The following is a 19,197-nucleotide window of genomic DNA, read 5'->3' as shown; positions in this document are numbered from 1 at the left end:
GAATTTCAGTCTTTCGCGATCGCGGCAGACGGGAGGACGGCCAGCGTCCTCAGCCGTCGTCGAAATCCCCGTCAGTTTGCCGATGCGAGGAAACCGGCGTCCTTCATCAAGCCCTCGTGGCGCTTCTCCTCCGCCTCGATCCACTTGGCGTAGTCGGCGCCGGTCAGGAAGGTCGTGTTGAAGGCGCCGCTCTTCATGAAATCCTGCCATTCCGGCGTGGCGCGGACCTTCTTGAACAGCTCGACGTAATATTCGATCTGATCCTTGGTGGCCTTGGGCGACATGAAGATGCCGCGCAGCATGAGATATTCCATTGCAAGGCCCTGCGACTTGCAGGTCGGAATATCCTTCCAGGCCTTGCCCTCGGCGACCGGCTCGTCATAGGCCATCGGTTGGGCGTCGAACACGCAGAGCGGGCGGAGCTTGCCGCCGCGCCATTGCGCGACCGCCTCGATTGGATTGTTGACGGTCGAATCGACGTGATTGCCGACGAGCTGAACGGCGACTTCGCCACCGCCCTTGTAGGGAATGTAGGTGAACTTCGCCTCGATCGCCTTCTCGATGCCGACCGTGATGATCTGGTCTTCCTGCTTGGAGCCTGTGCCGCCCATCTTGAATGAGCCGGCCGGTGCCTTCTTCGCCGCGTCGACGTAGTCCTTGACCGTGGTGTACGGCTTTTCGGCATTCACCCAGAGCACGAACTCGTCGAGCGCCAGCATCGCAACCGGGGTCAGATCCTTCCAGTTGAACGGAATTCCCGTCGCCAGCGGCGTCGTGAACAGGTTCGACAGCGTGATGATGATCTTGTGAGGATTGCCCGAGGACGTCTTCAGATCCAGGAAGCCTTCGCCGCCCGCGCCGCCGGCCTTGTTGATGACGACCAGCGGCTGCTTCATCAGATTGTGCTTGGTGACGATGCCCTGGATGGTGCGTGCCATCTGGTCGGCGCCGCCCCCGGTGCCCGCCGGCACCACGAATTCGACGGGACGGACCGGTTCCCAGCCAGCGTGGCTTGCGGTGTTGCTGGCGCACGACATTGCGATTGCCGCCAGAGCGACATTCAGAACGAATGGCTTCATCTTGTTTCTCTCCCTGTCGAACCTCGAACGCAGCCGCTCTCTGTCGGCTTGCGTCAGCCCATCTCGATTCACATGCCCGGCGTCAACCCCAATGGGCCGTCTCCAAAGGCAGTCCCGATAGAAACTCTATGAGCAGGGATAACGCGCGGCATCCGCTTCTTTCGGCTAAGGGCGTCGCCAAGGTTGCGGCAGGTGTGCCCCTCGGCTGTTCCCGTCCTGCGTTACGTTTCCCCGTCTTGCACCTGAGATCGTGCAATCGTTCAAATTTGTCCAATGGTATGCGAAATGCCAGTAGACAAACAATCAGATCGGCGGGGCAGGCGGCGGACGAATTGTCGCAGTTGTGGTGGCGGGCCCGGATCGGGCGCAAAAGAAAATGGCCCCGACTTGAGGGGCCATTTGATCAAACCGTGCGTCTGCTGGACTGCCAGCCGGGCGGGCAAGGCCCTTCTTGAAGGGTCTTCTTACAGGCCGAAACGCGGCAGATCGCCGTTGCGGTTGGAAATCTCGGCGCTTGCCATCAGAAAACTGTCGATCGAGGCCATCAGGCGGGCGAACAGCGAGGAGGAGGGGGCGAGAGCAACGGAAGCGGTCTTGGACATCGGAATTCCCTTTCTAGAAGACAGTCAGCCTTGCTGTCTCATTTCGAGAGGCAAGCTATGTATACCAGATGCCAATGTCCATACTCTTGTTTGCATAGCAGCATGAGGACTCTCGCATTGCAGCATAATGCCGGGTTAACGGGGCCGTTTCGGACATAAAATTGCCGGAGCCTGCGGACTGCCGAGGCTTTCCAGTGCCGAAAGCCGCGAAAGGCAGGCTGAAGTATCCGGTTCGAAGCGATGTCGCAGAGATGCTCGCCAAGTTACGGCCGCACTGCAACGGGCGGGCCTTGGCAGGACAAGTCAAAGCCGCTAGTGGTCCGCCCCCTATCCAATCAACTGTCAGAGTGGTTCATGTCGAGCGCCTCGGCCGCCGTCTCGATCGGCATCGATTTTGGGACCAGCAATACGGTCGTAGCCATCGCGGCGGATGACCGCCGGGTCGAGGCCATCCGCTTCGACCATGGCGGACAGCGCCACAGCGTCTACGTGTCGGCGCTGTGCTTCTGGGAGGACCGGCCGGGCGCCGGCGCCCAGGCCGAGGGCGGCCCGTGGGCGATCGAGCAATTCCTCGAAGGCCGCCACATCTACCGCTTCCTGCAGTCGTTCAAGACGTTCGCTGCGAGCAGCAGCTTCAACACCACGCAGGTTTTCCGGCAGCGCTTCAAGTTCGAGGACATCCTGGCGGCATTCCTGCGGACGCTGGCGCGCCATGGCGGCGACAAGTTCGGCTTCGAGACGTCGACCATCACGGTCGGCCGCCCCGTGCGCTTCGCCGGCGGCAATCCCGACGAGGCACTGGCAATGCAGCGCTACCGCGCCGCGTTCGAGCGCTTGGGTGCCGGCCACGCCCGCTATGTCTATGAGCCCGTGGGTGCGGCGTTCTCCTTTGCGCGAAGGCTGGAGCGCGATGCCACCGTGCTGGTTGCGGATTTCGGCGGCGGCACCAGCGATTTCTCCGTGATGCGCTTTTCGCGCGCGGGCGGCCATCTGCGCGCCGAGCCGCTCGGCCATGCAGGCATCGGCATCGCCGGCGACACGTTCGACTACCGCATCGTCGACCGCGTCGTCTCGCCGCGGCTCGGCAAAGGCTCGAGCTTCCGCTCCTTCGACAAGGTGCTGCCGATCCCTAGCGGCCATTACACCAACCTCGCGCGCTGGCATCAACTGGCGATGATGAAGAGCAACGGCGATCTGCGCGAGCTCAGGGAGCTTGCGCGCACCGCGTTGAAGCCGGAACTGCTCGAGGATTTCATCACCATCGTCGATCTCGACCTCGGCTTTTCGCTATACCGTGCGGTGTCCGATGCCAAGGTGGCATTGTCTGCACAGGACGAGGTCGACTTCCGTTTCAAGGGCGGCGGGGTCGACATCGGCGCGGCGATCACGCGAAAGAAATTCGAATCCTGGATTGCCGACGACATCGCCCGGCTGGGGGCCACCGTCGACAAGGTGCTGGCCAAGGCCGGCATCACCGCGCGCGAGGTGGAGAAGGTGTTCTTGACCGGCGGCACCTCCTTTGTGCCGGCAGTGCGAAAGCTGTTCTCCGAGCGGTTCGGCAACGACCGTCTGATGTCGGGCGATCAGTTCGAGTCGATCGCCTATGGCTTGGCACTGATCGGACACAGTCCGGACCCCGATCGGTGGGCGGCAGGCGAGGCCGTGGTCGGGTAGCAGGCGGCGAGCGACGCTGTTTGGCCGCTATTTCTGCTGAATTCGGTTCAGGTAATCGATCACGGAGAGGATGCGAGTCCGCACGACGACCTCCGGGTTCTGCTGCGGCCCTGCCTTCTGCCAATAATAGGAATCAACGGCATGAGGCAGGTTGATGATGGGGTTGAACCGCTCGCCCCAGACCGGCATTTCACGCGTGCCGTGAGCCGGGACTGTTTTCGACCCATACAGGGTTTCGTAAACGGCGTTGGTCGGAAACACCCCGTTGTTGTTCCTGGCCAGCATGGTCAAGTCCGAAGGCGATGTCTTGAGCTGGCTGCTGACCGGTCCTTTGCCCTTTGCGTCGGCGCCATGACAACTCGCGCATGACGACTGAAATTCGGCCTTCCCGATGTCGACCTCTTCGGCCTTGGCGGCGGCAGCGAAACCAGCGGCAAGGCCGGCAATGAGCAACCATCCGATAGATCTCATCGTATCGCCTCCAAGGCCGGCCAGGATGATCCTTACTCTAGCCGTTTTGCCCTTTTGACGGCTTGACGCACATCAAGCCGCCCAGCCGAAGCGCAACGAGCACGCTGAACGTGCCCGCGGCTCACATCGATTCAGCTCGAAGCCTCGCGTCCAGCCTATTGATTGATCTCGGGTTCGACCAGCTTCGCCAGATTGCGCAGCGATTCCTGCCAACCGAGATAGCAGGCCTCGGGCGGGATGACGTCGGGGATGCCGGCCTGCGTAATGTCGATCTCGGTGCCGACCGAGACCTTCTTCAGGATCACGGTGACCTCGATCAGACCCGGTAGATTGGGATCGTCGAACTTGTCGGTGTAGCGGAGGCGCTCGTTCGGCACGAGCTCGAGATATTCGCCGCCGAACGAATGGCTGTGGCCCGTGGTGAAATTGCGGAACGACATCTTGAACGTGCCACCCACCGTGGGCTCGAAATGATGCACGGTACAGGTGAAGCCGTTCGGCGGCAGCCATTTCGCCATCGCATCGGCCTCCAGGAAGGCGCGATAGACTTTCTCCGGGCTGGTGGCGAGAACGCGGTGCAGGCGGATAGTGCTGGGCATGGTTGTTATCCTCAGTGTTTGATGGGCCCGAGATCGGCATCTAGGGACCATTCATGTCACGAGGACGACCGGCGTGGCGCCGATCCGACATGCGTGTCGGTTTTTTTGTTGGATGTTTGTCTGGCCGGGTTGCTAGATGGCTGCCACATCCAGCGGCGTCATTGCGAACGCCATCCTGTAGCGGCCGGTCGCACTTATTGATCGAGTCGAATCTGCGCGGTTTTGACAATGTCCTGCCAGCGCGCGATCTCTTCGGCCATCCGCCGCTTGAGCGGTTCGGGACCTCGCTGATCCGGCGGCGGCAGGATCAAGCCTACCAGTTCAAGCCGTTTCCGTACGCGGTCGTCGTCAAGCGCTGCGCGAAGTGCATCGGCAAACCGGTCGCGAATGGCGTCTGGCACGCCTTTCGGCAGGTAGAACGCGAACCAGCTTGACGCGACAAACTGTGGAAGCCCTGCTTCCCGGGCCGTCGGCGTGTCCGGCAATTGCGGAACCCGTGCGGGGGCCGAAACGGTCAGAAAACGTAAGTTGTTGTCACCCAGGAAGGGAAGAACGTCTCCCAGCAGTCCGCAGCTGAAGTCGCTGCGACCTGCGGTCAGGTCGGTCATCGCCAGCGCCGATCCGCGATATGGCACCTCGACGGGCTTGATCCCGGTCACCGTCGTGAACAACAGACAGCTGATGTGGCTGATCGAACCGACACCCGCATGGGCCAGGGTAAGGTCCGGGCCGCGCGCCTTGGCGATCGCGATGAATGCCGAGATGCTATCTGCTCCGAGATCGCGGCGGGCGACCACGAGGATCGGCGTTTCCGCGACCAAGCCAATCGGTGTGAAATCAACCAGCGGATCGTAACGAAGGTTCGGATACAGCGCGACCGACGCCGCATGCGTCCCGACGTGACCGCTGACCAGCGTATAACCGTCGGGAGCGCTTTTCGCGACGCGCGTTGAGCCGGTCGTGCCGCCCGCCCCGGCGACGTTCTCGACAATGATTGGCTGCCCGAGCTTTCGCGACATGTGTTCTGTCACGATCCGGCTCATCACGTCGTTCGGGCCGCCAGCCGCGAATGGGACGACCAGGATGATCGGCCGGGAAGGAAACGGCGGCTCGGCTTGTGCCACATTCACCGTTGTCAGCACCGCCGCTGCGACGAGGACCGTGCGCGCGCATTTCAGAATCATGTGGACAGGCTCCGTGTCAGCGGTGACGCCTTTGGCACGGCGCTGGCTGGCCGATCGGCACAAGCGGCGAGGACACGATCGACCTCACGGCCGGACAGGCCAATGTATCGCGCCGGGTCGGCGGCTTTCTCGATCTCATGCGGCGCGACGTGGGCCGTCACCGCCGGATCGCGCGAAACGCTCTCGGCTAATGTCAGGCCCGAAGCGATGGCGTGCGTGCACGCGGCACTTACCATTTCGTGCGCATGATGGCGCCCGACGTACGGAGCCAGCGCCATCATGACGGCCTCCGCGGCGATGAGCCCCTTTGTCCGCCCGAGATTGGCCTGCATCGCATCGGGTCTGACGACCAGTCCGGTGCAGAGCCGAACGGCGTTATCCATGGCCCGGGAGATCAGCAGGAACGCTTCCGGCAACAGCGACCATTCGGCTTGCCACGGTCCCGTCGCCCGTTCATGGTCGTGGACCGAAGCGTCGAGCATGGCGCTTGCGAGCCGACGCAACGACAGTCCGGTGCTGAGAATCTGCTCGCAGACGATTGGATTTCGCTTGTGCGGCATGGTGCTGGAAGCGCCATGGCCCTGGCCGCCCGGCTCCAGCACTTCGCTGATCTCGGTCTGTGCCATTGACGCGATGTCGGTTGCGATTTTGCTCAGGCTCGCGGAGATCAGCCCAAGCAGGCATACCGTCTCGGCCAACGCGTCGCGCGCCGCATGCCATGCCACCAGCGGCTCGCCGAGTCCGAGTTCGCGGGCCAACGCCGCGCGGATGCGGTCGCCGTCGTCGCCGAGCGACGCGAAAGTGCCGACCGCGCCGCCGAATTGAACCTGCAGGACCCTTGGTTTGAGCTCGGCGAGACGTTGCCTGTGACGCAGCAGGCTCGACAGCCAGACGGAAACCTTGAAGCCGAAGGTGATCGGGATCGCGTGTTGAAGCTTGGTCCTGCCGACCATCGGGGTATCGCGATGGATACGCGCCAGATCCGCAATCGCCGCTATCAGGCGCTCCAGGTCGCGGTGGACGAGCTCGAGCGCATCGCGCATCTGCAGCACGAGCGCAGTGTCCATGATGTCCTGACTCGTGGCACCCCAATGGACGAATTCGCCATGGGGTTTACCGGTGAGCCGGATCAACTGCTCGACCAGATTCACGATCGGCAAACCGGCGCGCAAAGTGCCCGCCGCCAATTCGTCGAGGTCGAGCAATTCAGGACGTGCAGCGGAGGCGATCGCAGCAGCAGCCTCGGTCGGAATGACGCCGAGCTGCGCTTGAACCCTGGCCAGCGCGACCTCGACCAGAAGCATGGACGCCAGCGAATTGCGCTCACCGAAAATAGTGCGCATCGGCGCGGTGCTAAAAATATCGGCGAGGTGGCGGCTACCGAAGACCGTTCCGGGCTCGAAACTCAGCATGGCCGTGTCGCGATCATGGATGACCGGACGCGGGCACGTTCAAACCAGTCGGTAAGCCTCGGTCTTTCGGAGCGCCATGACAGGTGCGCTGCGCGAAAGTCAACAAGCCGAATTGCGTCCTCCAATCCGAGCTCGTGAATGGCGCCCCTTACCTTGCGGGCGTATGGTGACGTCTGATTAAAAAATAGCCGCATCGGTGTCGTCCCTACGTCGTCGCGCTTCATTGCGCGACATACGGCTTGGCATCGGTCAAGCTAGATGACCCTTCCGCTTTATAAAAATGCATTGTTGTGATTCATGCGTTCTGAATTGGAGAACGCTATCGACGGCGGATCAGCCCCGATCCTGCGCCATCAGGCACGCTCTGGTATCCGTGCGAGTTCGATGCGGCTGTGGTGAAGTTCTTTCGCGAACAACTTGCCGACAGAGCACGGTGACCGCTCAAAGCGTGGCATCGATGCTGGCTTGAGCTCACCAGTGTGATTTATTGAGCGACAGGACGTTTATTCGGGCAATTCTTTTCCGGGCAGGTCTTTCGACTTTGCCTCGCGGGCCAATCGCTCCGCCTTGAGTCGCTCGCGATTCTCGTTGAGGGAGTGCTGGTCCTTCGCATAGTCGTTCATCGGCTTCTGCGTCTTGGCAGGCTTGAACGCCTTGTTGGCTTCGCGCTTGGCGCGATCAGAGGATTGATCTCTCAACATTTCAGCCTCACTTCGATCAATAGGCGTGTCCCGCGAGCGCCGGACGCGACGTCTCCCGCTCGCAAGCCGACACGGACTGACTAGTCACCCTCCACGGGGAGGGTGATAATCCTTCAGTGTTGGACGGGTCTTTGGCGTGACGCCTGGTCACTCGCCGTGGAGGCGGTCCGCTCGCACTTCTGAGAGCATGCTGGTCGAAGGAGTAACGGCTGGCCCGCGGTTCGGTTCCCTCGGTGCGCACGAAAAAGGCCGCCGATATCGGCGGCCTTTCGTCGTCTTGATGCGATGTCCTACTCCGCGGCCTGCTTCTGCGGCGGGTCGAGGGCGCCGGACTTGTGGATCTCGGCCACCTGGTGATCCGAGAAGCCGAGCACCGAGCGCAGGATCTCGTCGGTGTGCTCTCCGAGCAGCGGGGACCGCTCGACGTCGCTCGGGCTATCCGACAGCTTGATCGGGTTGCCGACCGAGATGTACTTGCCGCGGGTGGGGTGGTCGACCTCGACCACGGTGCCGGTCGCGCGCAGCGACTGGTCTTCCGCGATTTCCTTCATCGACAGAATCGGGCCGCAGGGGATGTCGTCCTTGTTGAGGATTTCCATCGCCTCGAACTTGGTCTTGGTCATCGTCCACTGCTCGATGCGGGCGAAGATCTCGTTCAGCCGCGGCAGGCGGGCGGCCGGCTTGGCGTAGTTCGGATCGGTCTTCCAGGTGGGCTCGCCGATCACGTCGCAGATCTTCTCCCAGACCGGAGCCTGGGTGATGAAGTAGATGTAGGCGTTCGGATCGGTCTCCCAGCCCTTGCACTTCAGGATGCGGCCGGGCTGGCCGCCGCCGGAATCGTTGCCGGCGCGCGGCACGGCATCGCCGAACGGAATGCCTTCGCCGAACTGGCTGTATTCCTTGAGCGGACCGTGGGCGAGGCGCTGCTGGTCGCGCAGCTTGACGCGGGCGAGGTTGAGCACGCCGTCCTGCATCGCGGCGGTGACGCGCTGGCCCTTGCCCGAATGCGTGCGCTGATAGAGCGCGGTGACGATGCCGAGCGCGAGGTGCAGGCCGGTGCCGGAATCGCCGATCTGCGCGCCGGTGACGAGCGGAAGGCCGTCGCGGAAGCCGGTGGTGGAGGCGGCGCCGCCGGTGCACTGCGCGACGTTCTCATAGACCTTGCAGTCTTCGTAGGGCCCCGGGCCAAAGCCCTTGATCGAGGCGACGATCATCTTCGGGTTGATCTGTTGGATCTTCTCCCAGGGGAAGCCCATGCGGTCGAGCACGCCGGGGCCGAAATTCTCGACCAGCACGTCGCACTTCTTGATCAGCTCGGTGAGCACTTCCTTCCCCTTGGGGTTCTTGGTGTCGAGCGTGATCGAGCGCTTGTTGTGGTTGAGCATGGTGAAATACAGGCTGTCCACGTTCGGGATGTCCTGCAGCTGGCCGCGGGTGATGTCACCCACGCCCGGACGCTCCACCTTGATCACGTCCGCGCCGAACCATGCCAGCAACTGCGTGCAGGTCGGGCCGGACTGGACGTGGGTGAAGTCGAGAATGCGAACGCCCGTGAGCGCTTTGGTCATCGTGTTGCTCCGTACTCTGTCTGCCCCTGCGCCCGGCAGGGAAATAAGGGTTAGGGGTGGACTTACTTCTTCTTTTGCAGGACGCTCTGCGGATTGAGGTTGCCGATGCGGCCGCTCTCCGAGCCCGCGGCCGGGTCGATCACCGCGTTGATCAGCGTCGGCTTGCCGGAGGCCATCGCCTCGTTGACCGCGCGCTTGAGCTCGTCGGGCGAGGTCGCATTGACGCCGACGCCGCCGAAGGCTTCCATCATCTTGTCGTAACGCGCGCCCTTGACGAACACCGTCGTCGCCGGATCGGCATTGGCGCCGTTGACGTCGGTGCCGCGATAGATGCCGTCATTGTTGAAGATGACGACGCAGATCGGCAGGTTATAGCGGCAGATCGTCTCGACCTCCATGCCGGAGAAGCCGAACGCGCTGTCGCCTTCCACCGCGAGCACGGGGTGACCGGTCTCGAGCGCGGCGGCGATCGCCTGGCCCATGCCGATGCCCATCACGCCCCAGGTGCCGACGTCGAGACGCTTGCGCGGCCGGTACATGTCGATGACGCCGCGGGCGAGGTCGAGCGTGTTGGCGCCCTCGTTGACGAGGATCGCCTCGGGATACTCCTTGATCACGTTCTTCAGCACGCCGAGTGCGCCGTGATAGTCCATCGGCGACTTGTTGTTCATGAGCTTCGGCGCCATCTTGGCGACGTTCTCTTCGCGCTTGGACGAAATCGCCTTGGTCCAGTCGGCGGGCGGGGCGGTCCAACCCGTCGCCATCGCCTGGTTGAAGGCGGAGACGACCGAGCCGATGTCGCCGACCACGGGGGCGACGATCTCGACGTTGGAGTCCATCTCGCGGGGCTCGATGTCGACCTGGATGAACTTCTTGGGCGCCTCGCCCCAGCTCTTGCCCTTGCCGTGCGAGAGCAGCCAGTTCAGCCGCGCGCCAATCAGCATGACGACGTCGGATTCTTTCAGCACCGTCGAGCGGGCCGCGCCGGCGCATTGCGGATGGGTATCGGGAAGAAGGCCCTTGGCCATGCTCATCGGGAGGAACGGCACGCCGCTCTTCTCGACGAAGCTCTTGATCTCCTCATCCGCCTGCGCGTAGGCCGCGCCCTTGCCGAGGATGATGAGCGGACGCTTGGCGCTCTTCAAGACATCAAGCGCGCGCTTCACCGAAGCGGGCGAGGGGATCTGCGCGGGCGCCGCATCGATCACCTTGATCAGCGACTTCTGGCCGGCCTCGGCGTTCATCACCTGGCCGAACAGCTTTGCCGGCAGGTCGAGATAGACGCCGCCCGGACGGCCGGAAACGGCTGCGCGGATGGCGCGGGCGAAACCGATGCCGATGTCCTGGGCGTGGAGCACACGGAAGGCCGCCTTGCACAGCGGCTTTGCAATCGCGAGCTGGTCCATCTCCTCATAGTCGCCCTGCTGCAGGTCGACGATCTCGCGCTCGGAGGAGCCGGAGACGAGGATCATCGGGTAGCAGTTGGTTGTGGCGTGCGCGAGCGCGGTGAGGCCGTTGAGGAAGCCGGGCGCCGACACCGTGAGGCAGACGCCGGGTTTCTTGGTGAGATAGCCGGCGATACCCGCGGCGTAGCCGGCGTTCTGCTCGTGACGGAAGGAGATCACGCGAATACCGGCGGCCTGCGCCATGCGGCCCAAGTCCGTGATCGGGATGCCCGGCACATTATAGATGGTGTTGATGCCGTTCAGCTTGAGCGCGTCGATGACGAGATGAAAGCCATCCGTCAGCTTCTGCTCGGTGCCCGGTGCTTCGGACTTGGTCGCGGTATTCAGCATGGGCCTTGTCTCCCTGGTCTCAAGTAGTGGGGCGAGTTTTTCGCCCTTCTGGTGAACGTTGCTAAGTGAAGAGTTCCTGACCATGCGCTTCGACGTATGCGGCAAGGCCGAGGGTGTGGTCGCGGGCGCGTTTCTCGGCGAGCTCGGTGTCGCGGGCCTCCAGTGCTTCGATCATGCCGAGATGCTCGGGCAGCGAGGTCGCGGTGCGGTCCTTGCGGCCGATGGTCAATTGGCGATAGCCGCGCACGTGCAGCAGGAGGTCGTTGGTGAGATCGACCAGCACCGGCGATTCCGACAGCGAGATCAGCGCCTGGTGGAAGGCGATGTTGGCCCGCGAATATTCCTCGACGTGATCCTCGGGCAGGCGGTCCTTGCCGAAATCCTTGAAGAAGTCGCGCAGCGCCGTAATGTCCTTCTTGCGCGCGGTGGTGGTGATGAGGCGAGCGGCCATGCTCTCCAGCGCTGCCCAGGCGCGGATCATGTCGACGATCTCGCTCTTGGTCCTGCGCACCACCATGATGCCGCGACGCGGCACGGTTTTCACGAAACCATCCTGCTCGAGCATCGCGATGGCTTCGCGGATCGGGGTGCGGCTGACGCCGAGGCGCTCGGACAGCGCGCGCTCGTCGAGCATCACCGGCTCGGGCGTCGAATAGATGTCCATCTTGAGGATGGCTTCCTTCAAGGCGTCATACGCCTTGTTCTTGAAGCTGCTCTCCGGGGCAATACGAACGATTGCGATGTCTGCCTCGGCCATGTTCGGCAACGCCTTGGTTGGTTTCCGTAGTGACACGACGAATCTCCTCCAGTGGGGAGTCGTCTTTTACAGGAATATTAACGGGAAAGTTTTTGGCATACCACATGCCAGAATGTCAAGCTGGCTATTTTTTGCGGGCTTCTAAGGTGCGCTCTGGCTTGACAAGTTGGCTTCTGGCATACCAAATGCCATCGCCAGCCATTTTTGATCCAAGCCGGCGGAGTATCCTGGCTTTACGCCACTCCGGTCCGCGGCATGGAACGAAGCGCGGCGAATGGCAAGCATCACGGCAGCCGCTACGCGCGCGCTTTGAAAAGAACGAACTGAGTCAAGGGAGAAGCCACATGTCCAATTCCAAAGATGCCGTCCGCAAGGTGCTTGACCAGGTCAAGGCGGACAACCGCACCAGCCTGACGGCGCCGGAAGGCAAGCTGGTCTGCGACGCCTACGGCATTCCGGTGCCGAAGGAGGGCGTGGCGAAGTCGGCCGGCGAGGCCGGCAAGATGGCTTCGTCCATGGGCTTCCCGGTCGTGATGAAGATCGTCTCGCCTGATATCCTTCACAAGACCGAAGCGGGCGGCGTCATCGTCGGCCTCAAGACGGCCGAGGAGGCCGAGAAGGCCTACGAGACCATCCTCGGCAATGCCAGGAAGTACAAGGCCGACGCCAAGATCGAGGGCGTCCAGGTGCAGCAGATGCTGGCCGGCGGCACCGAAGTGATCGTCGGTTCGATCACCGACGGCTCGTTCGGCAAGCTGGTCGCCTTCGGCCTCGGCGGCGTGCTGGTCGAAGTCCTCAAGGACATCACCTTCCGCCTGGCGCCCGCGACCAAGGAAGACGCGCTCTCGATGCTCGACGGCATCCAGGCGCATGAGATCCTGAAGGGCGTGCGCGGCGGCGAGCCAGTGAACCGCACGGCGCTTGCGGATGTCATCGTCAAGGTCTCGCAGCTCGTCACCGATTTCCCTGAAATCGTCGAGCTCGATCTCAACCCTGTTTTCGCGACGCCGAAGGGCGCGACCGCCGCCGACGTCCGCATCGTCGTCGACTTCGCCTATGTGCCGAAGCCGAAGCCGCGTCCGACCGAAGAGATCGTCGCGGCGATGAACCGTATCATGCAGCCGAAGGCGGTCGCCGTGGTCGGCGCCTCTGCGGAGGACGGCAAGATCGGCAACTCCGTGATGAAGAACCTCATCAACGGCGGCTACAAGGGCGATATCTATCCGATCCATCCCAAGGCCGCCGAGATCCTCGGCTACAAGGCCTACAAGAGCGTCAAGGACGTGCCGGGCGTGATCGACACCGCGGTGTTCGCGATCCCCGCGAAGTTCGTGGCGGCGGCGCTGACCGAATGCGGCGAGAAGAAAATCCCGGGTGCGGTGCTGATTCCGTCGGGCTTTGCCGAGGCCGGCGCGCCCGAGCTGCAGGCCGAGATCGTCGAGGTCGGCAAGAAATACGACATCCGCCTGATGGGGCCGAACATCTACGGCTTCTATTATACGCCCGCCAATCTCTGCGCGACCTTCTGCACGGCTTACGACGTCAAGGGCCACGCGGCGCTGTCGTCGCAGTCGGGCGGCATCGGCATGGCAATCATCGGGTTCTCGCGCTCGGCCAAAATGGGCGTCTCGGCCATCGTCGGCCTCGGCAACAAGTCCGACATCGACGAGGACGATCTGCTCGCCTTCTTCGAGCAGGACCCGAACACCTCGATCATTGCCCAGCATTGCGAAGACCTCAAGGACGGCCGCGCCTTTGCGGAAGCCGCAAAGCGCGTCTCCAAGAAGAAGCCGGTCGTCGTGCTCAAGGCCGGCCGCACCTCCGCCGGCGCGAAGGCGGCGTCCTCGCACACCGGCGCGCTCGCCGGTAACGACAAGATCTACGAGGACGTCCTGGCGCAGTCCGGCGTGATCCGGGCCCGCAGCTTGCGGCAACTGCTCGAATTCGCCCGCGGCGTGCCGGTGCTGCCGACGCCGAAGGGCGAGAACGTGCTGATCATCACCGGTGCCGGCGGCTCGGGCGTGCTGCTGTCGGATTCCTGCGTCGACAACGGTCTGTCGCTGATGTCGATGCCGCCGGATCTCGATGCGGCGTTCCGCAAGTTCATCCCGCCGTTTGGCGCTGCCGGAAATCCCGTGGATATCACCGGCGGCGAGCCGCCGATCACCTATGTCAACACGGTGAAGCTCGGCCTGTCGGACGAGCGCATCCATTCGCTGATCCTCGGCTACTGGCACACCATCGTCACCCCGCCGATGGTGTTCGCCCGCAACATGGTCGAGGTGAAGAAGGAGATGGAGGCCAAGGGCTTCGTGAAGCCGATCGTGGCCTCACTGGCCGGCGACGTCGAGGTCGAGGAAGCCGCCGAATATCTCTACCAGAACGGCATCCCGGCCTATGCCTATTCGACCGAGCTTCCGGTCGAGGTGCTCGGCGCCAAGTACAAATGGGCGCGCGGGGCAGGGCTGCTCTGACGCTGTCTCTCCTGTCATTTCCGGGTTCGTGCTTCCGCGCGTCCCGGAAATGACATTAGCCAAGGTCGCGATGAGCAAGAACGTGATCCGGCGCAAGTCGCTTGAGGCCCGGTCTTCGTCAGAGGTCGAGCACGAGGCGCGTGACGGCGGTGTGCAGTCCGTCGACCGCGCGCTGTCGATTCTCGAAACGCTGGCCGAGGACGACGAGGGCTATCGGCTCAGCGATCTGGCCGTGCGCACCGGTCTGTCGGCCTCGACTGTGCACCGTCTGCTGGCGACGCTGGAAAGCCGTCGCTTCGTGCAGTTCGACCGCGCCGAATCCAAATGGCACGTCGGCTCGCGCGCCTTCACGGTCGGCGCGAGCTTTGCGTGGCGGCGCAACTTCTCGACGCAGGCGATTCCTTACTTGCGCAAGCTGCGCGATCTCACCCGCGAGACCGCCAATCTCGCCGTCGTCGACGACGAATTCATCATCGTTCTCACCCGCATGGAGAGCCGCGAGATCATGCGTTCGCTGACCCAGGTCGGCGGCCGGGTCCCTATGGTGACGTCAGGCGTCGGCAAGGCGGTGCTCGCGACCTATTCGGACGAGGACGTCGGCGCCGTCATCCGCCATCACGGCATGCCGCGCCTGACCGGGAAGTCGATCGTGCGGCCGAGCGATCTGTTCAAGGAACTCGAAAAGATCCGCCAGCAGGGTTTTGCGCTCGACGATGAAGAGGCCTGCATGGGCCTTCGCTGCATTGCCGCGGTGGTATACAACGACTGCGCCGAGCCGCTCGCGGCGATTTCCGTCTCCGGCATGACCAGCCGCCTGACCGACGACAGATTGCCGGACGTGGGCCAAATCGTGCGCAATGTCGCCGGCGAACTGACCCTCGCCCTGGGCGGGGTGATGCCGACGCCCCGCTAAAGCGGAGGAATCTGGGCGCTGTCGCTGGACAGCATCGGCCGTTTTGGCTGATATGCGACCAAACGACACAATGCGGCAAACGTCCGCATGAGCCTGGAGATGCCCCCATGTTTCGCTTTTCCCCGCGCCTTGCCGGCGCGGCCGTTGCGCTGACCCTTGCGGCAGCGACGCCTTCCCTGGCCCAACCGCTCGAGCTCAAGCTGATGGCGCCGGCCGCGCCCGGCGGCGGCTGGGACCAGACCGCGCGATCGATGCAGCAGGCTCTGGTGGCTTCCGGTGTTGCGCGCAGCGTGCAGGTCACCAACGTTCCCGGCGCCGGCGGCAGTGTGGGCATTGCGCAGTTCGTCAACGGTGCCAAGGGCGACGGCAACCAGATGATGGTCAACGGCTTCGTCATGGTAGGCGCGCTGGCCATGAACAAGTCGCCGGTGACGCTGGAGCAGGTGACGCCGATCGCGCGCCTGACCGAGGAAATCCAGGTGATCGTGGTTCCCGCGAATTCGCCGATCAAGACTGCGCAGGATCTCGCCGCCGCGGTGAAGGCCGACATCGCCAAGGTCACGTTTGCCGGGGGTTCGGCCGGCGGCGTCGACCATGTGATGGCGGCCCTGTTCGCCGGCGCGGTCGGTGCCGACGCCAAGAAGATCAACTACATCCCGTTCTCCGGCGGCGGTGAGTCGCTCGCCGCGATCCTCGGCGGCAAGGTCACCGCGGGCATTTCGGGCCTCAGCGAATATGAAGGGCAGATCAAGTCCGGCAAGCTGCGCGCGATCGGCGTCACCTCGGAGAAGCGCCTCCCGGGCAACGACATCCCGACCTTCAAGGAGCAGGGCATCGACCTCGTGATTGCCAACTGGCGCTCGGTGGTCGCGCCTCCCGGTATTACGCCTGAGCAGAAGAAGACGCTGACGGAGGCGGTCGAGAAGATGGTGAAGTCGGATGCCTGGAAGGAAATCCTCAAGCAGAAGGGCTGGGAGGATGCCTATCTCGGCGGCGACGCCTTCGCCGATTTCCTGAAGAAGGAAACCGTGCGCGTCACCGACGTGCTGAAGTCGGTCGGCCTCGTCAAATCATGACCTCAGGCGATCCGGCCCAGCCGCCGCGGCGCGTCGATCGCGCCGGCATCGTCATCGCCGCGCTTCTCGCAGGTCTTGCCGCGGTGCTGGTCCTTGACGCGCGCCACCTGCAATCCACCGCGATGTACGGCATGGGGCCGGAGGCGATGCCTGTCGTGATCGCCATCGGCCTCGCGCTGCTCGCGATCGGCAATCTTATCGACGCGCTGCGCGGCAATCTGCCGGCGCGAGAGAGCGCCGATCCCGTGCCGGTGATCTTGATCCTCATCGGCCTGGCGCTGCTGATCGCCATCATCGGCTTCGGCGGCGGCTTCAACCTGGCGACCTCGGCGCTGTTCGTGACGACGTCGGCGGCGTTCGGGCGCCGCGCCATCCTGGTGGATTCTATCATCGCCCTCGTGATGTCGACGCTCATTTATCTCGCGTTTGACCGCCTGCTGACGCTGAGCCTTCCGGCCGGACCTCTGGAGCGACTGCTGTGATGGATACTTTTGCGGCGCTTGCCCACGGCATGGCCGTCGCCGTCCAGCCGATGAATTTGCTTTACGCGCTGATCGGCGTGTTTCTCGGCACCGCCGTGGGCGTGCTGCCCGGCATCGGTCCGGCCTTGACGGTCGCACTGCTGCTGCCGGTCACCTACAAGCTCGATCCCGGCGGATCGCTGATCATGTTCGCCGGCATCTATTACGGCGGCATGTACGGCGGATCGACCACGGCGATCCTGATCAATACGCCCGGCGAAAGCGCCTCGATGGCGACCGCGCTCGAAGGCAACAAGATGGCCAAGGCGGGCCGCGGCGGGCCGGCGCTTGCGACCTCGGCGATCGGCTCCTTTGTCGCCGGCACCATCGCCACCATCGGTCTGGCGTTCCTGGCGCCTTGGCTGGTCGATTTCGCCGTGCGCTTTGGCCCCGAGGATTATTTTGCTTTGATGTGCGTCGCCTTCGTCACGGTGTCGGCGACATTCGGAGATTCTCCGATCCGCGGCCTGACCAGCCTGTTCATCGGCCTGACGCTCGGCCTCGTCGGCATCGACAAGTTGACCGGCCAGGCCCGGCTTGCGTTTGGCGTCCCCGAGCTGCTTGACGGCGTCGAGGTGACGACGCTTGCGGTGGGCCTGTTCGCGGTCGGCGAGGCGCTCTACGTCGCATCGCGCCGCCACCACAGCGAGGAGAAGCTCGAGCCGGTGCGCGGCTCGCTGTGGATGACGAAGGAAGACTGGAAGCGCTCGTGGAAGCCGTGGTTGCGCGGCACCATGTTCGGCTTCCCGATCGGCGCGCTACCCGCGGGCGGTGCAGAGATCCCGACCTTCCTGTCCTATTCGACCGAGAAGCGGCTGACGAAACATCCCGAAGAATTCGGCAAAGGCGCGATCGAGGGCGTGGCCGGACCGGAAGCCGCCAACAACGCCTCTGCCGCCGGCACCTTGGTGCCGCTGCTGACGCTGGGGCTGCCGACCTCGGCGACGGCCGCGATGATGCTGGCGGGATTCCAGCAATATGGCCTCAACCCGGGGCCGCTGCTGTTCGCCGAGCGGCCTGACCTCGTGTGGGGCCTGATCGCCAGCCTGTTCATCGCCAACATGATGCTGCTGGTGCTCAATTTGCCGCTGGTCGGCCTGTGGGTGCGGCTGCTCGCGATCCCACAGCCCTGGCTCTACGCCGGCATCCTCGTGTTCGCGACCATGGGCACCATCGCGGCAAAGCCGTCGGTCATCGAGCTGTCGATGCTGGCCGGCTTCGGCGTGCTCGGATTCCTGATGCGCCGGTTCGATTTTCCGATCGCGCCTGTCGTCGTCGGCCTGATCCTGGGCCCGATCGCCGAGAGCCAGTTGCGCAGAGCGCTGGCGATCAGCCTTGGCGATCCCATGACGCTGCTGCAAAGCCCGATCTCGGCGACACTGCTCGGCATCGCGCTGGTTGCGCTGTTGGCCCCCTTTGTGCTGAAGGGGATGGGACGCTTCAAGGCGAACGAGGACTAGCCGTCCCGACGCATTTGTCTTCTCGTGTCGCGTCCATTCGTGGGGAACTGTCATGCCTTCTGAGCTCCGTTCGCCCCGTCTCGCGGTTCTGATCGACGCCGACAATGCCTCGGCGAAGATCGCGGACGGCCTGTTCGAGGAGATTGCCAAGATCGGGGAGGCCAGCGTCCGCCGCATCTACGGCGACTTCTCCAACGCACGATCCAGGGGCTGGGCCGACATCCTGTCGAAGCACGCCATCATCCCGCAGCAGCAGTTCGCTTATACGACGGGAAAGAACGCCTCTGACATCACCCTGGTTATCGATGCGATGGACCTGCTTCACAGCGGCCGGTTCGACGGGTTTTGCCTGGTTTCGTCCGACAGCGACTTTACCCGCTTGGCTGCCCGCATCCGGGAGCAGGGCATCGACGTCTTCGGGTTCGGCGAGCAGAAGACGCCGGAAAGCTTCCGCCAGGCTTGCCGCAGATTCGTTTACACCGAGAACCTCCTCGCTGGATCAGCGAATACGCAGGACGCCACCTCGCGGGCGGCGCCGCTTCAGCCGCCCGATGCGGCCACACCCATCATCAAGAAGGTCATCACCCAGATGGAGAGCGAGGACGGCTGGGTCCCTCTCGGCGAGGTCGGCCGGCAGCTTGCCAACCTCGCATCCGATTTCGATCCGAGGACGTTCGGCTTCCGAAAGCTGAGCGACCTCGTACGGAAGACAAATTCCTTCGAGATTGACGAGCAAAAAGGGCGGTCGATGCGGATTCGGGTCAAACCCGCTGCCGCACCGATTTCGAGACCGCGGAACTCGCGCCGAAGGGCCGCAACGGCAGGCAGTTCGGCGCCTAAAGCGTAAGCAAGGCGTGCCGCCATATTTGAGCTTGCCCGGTCTGGCGCACGGCGTAACCATCGCAGGGCC

At 63.6% G+C, this 19,197-nt stretch carries 17 protein-coding genes; 7 read left to right on the top strand and 10 right to left on the bottom strand.

All coding sequences use genetic code 11. The features are described 5' to 3' along the window. Positions 1 to 71: 71 nt before the first annotated feature. Complete coding sequence (locus RX330_RS25585; protein ID WP_317243969.1) at positions 72 to 1,037, bottom strand: Bug family tripartite tricarboxylate transporter substrate binding protein; 966 nt, start codon at positions 1,035 to 1,037, stop codon at positions 72 to 74. Positions 1,038 to 1,543: 506 nt separating this feature from the next. Further along, on the bottom strand, positions 1,544 to 1,681 hold the full coding sequence (locus RX330_RS25580; RefSeq protein WP_212092342.1) for a hypothetical protein: 138 nt from the start codon (positions 1,679 to 1,681) through the stop codon (positions 1,544 to 1,546). Between the two features lie 354 nt (positions 1,682 to 2,035). Between RX330_RS25580 and RX330_RS25575 the strand changes: the two genes are divergently transcribed. After that, on the top strand, positions 2,036 to 3,355 hold the full coding sequence (locus tag RX330_RS25575) for an Hsp70 family protein (RefSeq protein ID WP_317240314.1): 1,320 nt from the start codon (positions 2,036 to 2,038) through the stop codon (positions 3,353 to 3,355). 27 nt (positions 3,356 to 3,382) lie between these two features. Here RX330_RS25575 and RX330_RS25570 read toward each other — a convergent pair whose 3' ends face one another. The 8 genes from RX330_RS25570 to RX330_RS25535 form a co-directional block, all read right to left on the bottom strand. After that, complete coding sequence (locus tag RX330_RS25570) at positions 3,383 to 3,808, bottom strand: c-type cytochrome (RefSeq protein WP_249153839.1); 426 nt, start codon at positions 3,806 to 3,808, stop codon at positions 3,383 to 3,385. A gap of 173 nt (positions 3,809 to 3,981) precedes the next feature. Continuing rightward, the gene (locus RX330_RS25565; protein ID WP_317240313.1) at positions 3,982 to 4,425 is read right to left on the bottom strand and encodes an SRPBCC family protein; all 444 of its coding nucleotides are present in this window, start codon (positions 4,423 to 4,425) and stop codon (positions 3,982 to 3,984) included. Positions 4,426 to 4,619: 194 nt separating this feature from the next. Next, positions 4,620 to 5,609, bottom strand: a complete 990-nt coding sequence (locus tag RX330_RS25560; protein ID WP_317240312.1) for a Bug family tripartite tricarboxylate transporter substrate binding protein — start codon at positions 5,607 to 5,609, stop codon at positions 4,620 to 4,622. Beyond that, positions 5,606 to 7,021, bottom strand: coding sequence for a 3-carboxy-cis,cis-muconate cycloisomerase (pcaB, locus tag RX330_RS25555; RefSeq protein ID WP_317240311.1), 1,416 nt, complete (start codon positions 7,019 to 7,021; stop codon positions 5,606 to 5,608). The genes RX330_RS25560 and pcaB overlap by 4 nt, the downstream gene beginning before the upstream one ends. A 503-nt stretch (positions 7,022 to 7,524) precedes the next feature. After that, positions 7,525 to 7,722 (bottom strand): hypothetical protein, encoded by a 198-nt coding sequence (locus tag RX330_RS25550; protein WP_317240310.1) that lies wholly within the window; start codon positions 7,720 to 7,722, stop codon positions 7,525 to 7,527. Between the two features lie 290 nt (positions 7,723 to 8,012). Beyond that, complete coding sequence (frc, locus tag RX330_RS25545; protein WP_212092349.1) at positions 8,013 to 9,290, bottom strand: formyl-CoA transferase; 1,278 nt, start codon at positions 9,288 to 9,290, stop codon at positions 8,013 to 8,015. 62 nt (positions 9,291 to 9,352) lie between these two features. After that, positions 9,353 to 11,086, bottom strand: coding sequence for an oxalyl-CoA decarboxylase (gene oxc / locus RX330_RS25540; RefSeq protein ID WP_317240309.1), 1,734 nt, complete (start codon positions 11,084 to 11,086; stop codon positions 9,353 to 9,355). A 61-nt stretch (positions 11,087 to 11,147) separates the two neighbouring features. Next, a complete protein-coding gene (locus RX330_RS25535; protein ID WP_161537124.1) occupies positions 11,148 to 11,843 on the bottom strand; it encodes a GntR family transcriptional regulator in 696 nt (231 codons plus the stop codon). A 344-nt stretch (positions 11,844 to 12,187) separates the two neighbouring features. Here RX330_RS25535 and RX330_RS25530 point away from each other — a divergent pair, with 344 nt between their 5' ends. From RX330_RS25530 to RX330_RS25505, 6 genes are all read left to right on the top strand, one after another. Next, positions 12,188 to 14,317, top strand: a complete 2,130-nt coding sequence (locus RX330_RS25530) for an acetate--CoA ligase family protein (protein WP_317240308.1) — start codon at positions 12,188 to 12,190, stop codon at positions 14,315 to 14,317. A 70-nt stretch (positions 14,318 to 14,387) separates the two neighbouring features. Further along, positions 14,388 to 15,230 carry an IclR family transcriptional regulator gene (locus tag RX330_RS25525; protein ID WP_317243968.1) on the top strand — a complete coding sequence of 281 codons (843 nt, stop codon included), beginning with the start codon at positions 14,388 to 14,390 and terminating at the stop codon, positions 15,228 to 15,230. A 107-nt stretch (positions 15,231 to 15,337) separates the two neighbouring features. Then, positions 15,338 to 16,306, top strand: a complete 969-nt coding sequence (locus tag RX330_RS25520; RefSeq protein ID WP_317240307.1) for a Bug family tripartite tricarboxylate transporter substrate binding protein — start codon at positions 15,338 to 15,340, stop codon at positions 16,304 to 16,306. Further along, entirely contained in the window at positions 16,303 to 16,788 is a 486-nt protein-coding gene (locus RX330_RS25515; RefSeq protein ID WP_317240306.1) for a tripartite tricarboxylate transporter TctB family protein, read from the top strand. The genes RX330_RS25520 and RX330_RS25515 overlap by 4 nt, the downstream gene beginning before the upstream one ends. After that, a complete protein-coding gene (locus tag RX330_RS25510) occupies positions 16,788 to 18,287 on the top strand; it encodes a tripartite tricarboxylate transporter permease (protein WP_317240305.1) in 1,500 nt (499 codons plus the stop codon). Before RX330_RS25515 ends, RX330_RS25510 begins: the two co-directional genes overlap by 1 nt. A gap of 52 nt (positions 18,288 to 18,339) precedes the next feature. Continuing rightward, positions 18,340 to 19,134, top strand: a complete 795-nt coding sequence (locus RX330_RS25505; protein WP_317240304.1) for an NYN domain-containing protein — start codon at positions 18,340 to 18,342, stop codon at positions 19,132 to 19,134. Positions 19,135 to 19,197: the final 63 nt, after the last annotated feature.

The organism is Bradyrhizobium sp. NDS-1, from assembly GCF_032918005.1.
GTDB classification, from domain to species: domain Bacteria; phylum Pseudomonadota; class Alphaproteobacteria; order Rhizobiales; family Xanthobacteraceae; genus Bradyrhizobium; species Bradyrhizobium tunisiense.
Note: the sequence above shows the minus strand (reverse complement) of the source record. Positions and strands in the feature narration are given on the sequence as shown.

Excerpts from the sequence above, each read along its gene's own strand:
- RX330_RS25585 (WP_317243969.1), bottom strand. The coding sequence starts at position 1,037 with ATGTCGTGCGCCAGCAACACCGCAAGCCACGCTGGCTGGGAACCGGTC.
- RX330_RS25580 (WP_212092342.1), bottom strand. The coding sequence starts at position 1,681 with ATGTCCAAGACCGCTTCCGTTGCTCTCGCCCCCTCCTCCTCGCTGTTC.
- RX330_RS25575 (WP_317240314.1), top strand. The coding sequence starts at position 2,036 with ATGTCGAGCGCCTCGGCCGCCGTCTCGATCGGCATCGATTTTGGGACC.
- RX330_RS25565 (WP_317240313.1), bottom strand. The coding sequence starts at position 4,425 with ATGCCCAGCACTATCCGCCTGCACCGCGTTCTCGCCACCAGCCCGGAG.
- RX330_RS25560 (WP_317240312.1), bottom strand. The coding sequence starts at position 5,609 with ATGATTCTGAAATGCGCGCGCACGGTCCTCGTCGCAGCGGCGGTGCTG.
- pcaB (WP_317240311.1), bottom strand. The coding sequence starts at position 7,021 with ATGCTGAGTTTCGAGCCCGGAACGGTCTTCGGTAGCCGCCACCTCGCC.
- RX330_RS25550 (WP_317240310.1), bottom strand. The coding sequence starts at position 7,722 with ATGTTGAGAGATCAATCCTCTGATCGCGCCAAGCGCGAAGCCAACAAG.
- frc (WP_212092349.1), bottom strand. The coding sequence starts at position 9,290 with ATGACCAAAGCGCTCACGGGCGTTCGCATTCTCGACTTCACCCACGTC.
- oxc (WP_317240309.1), bottom strand. The coding sequence starts at position 11,086 with ATGCTGAATACCGCGACCAAGTCCGAAGCACCGGGCACCGAGCAGAAG.
- RX330_RS25535 (WP_161537124.1), bottom strand. The coding sequence starts at position 11,843 with ATGGCCGAGGCAGACATCGCAATCGTTCGTATTGCCCCGGAGAGCAGC.
- RX330_RS25530 (WP_317240308.1), top strand. The coding sequence starts at position 12,188 with ATGTCCAATTCCAAAGATGCCGTCCGCAAGGTGCTTGACCAGGTCAAG.
- RX330_RS25525 (WP_317243968.1), top strand. The coding sequence starts at position 14,388 with ATGAGCAAGAACGTGATCCGGCGCAAGTCGCTTGAGGCCCGGTCTTCG.
- RX330_RS25520 (WP_317240307.1), top strand. The coding sequence starts at position 15,338 with ATGTTTCGCTTTTCCCCGCGCCTTGCCGGCGCGGCCGTTGCGCTGACC.
- RX330_RS25515 (WP_317240306.1), top strand. The coding sequence starts at position 16,303 with ATGACCTCAGGCGATCCGGCCCAGCCGCCGCGGCGCGTCGATCGCGCC.
- RX330_RS25510 (WP_317240305.1), top strand. The coding sequence starts at position 16,788 with ATGGATACTTTTGCGGCGCTTGCCCACGGCATGGCCGTCGCCGTCCAG.
- RX330_RS25505 (WP_317240304.1), top strand. The coding sequence starts at position 18,340 with ATGCCTTCTGAGCTCCGTTCGCCCCGTCTCGCGGTTCTGATCGACGCC.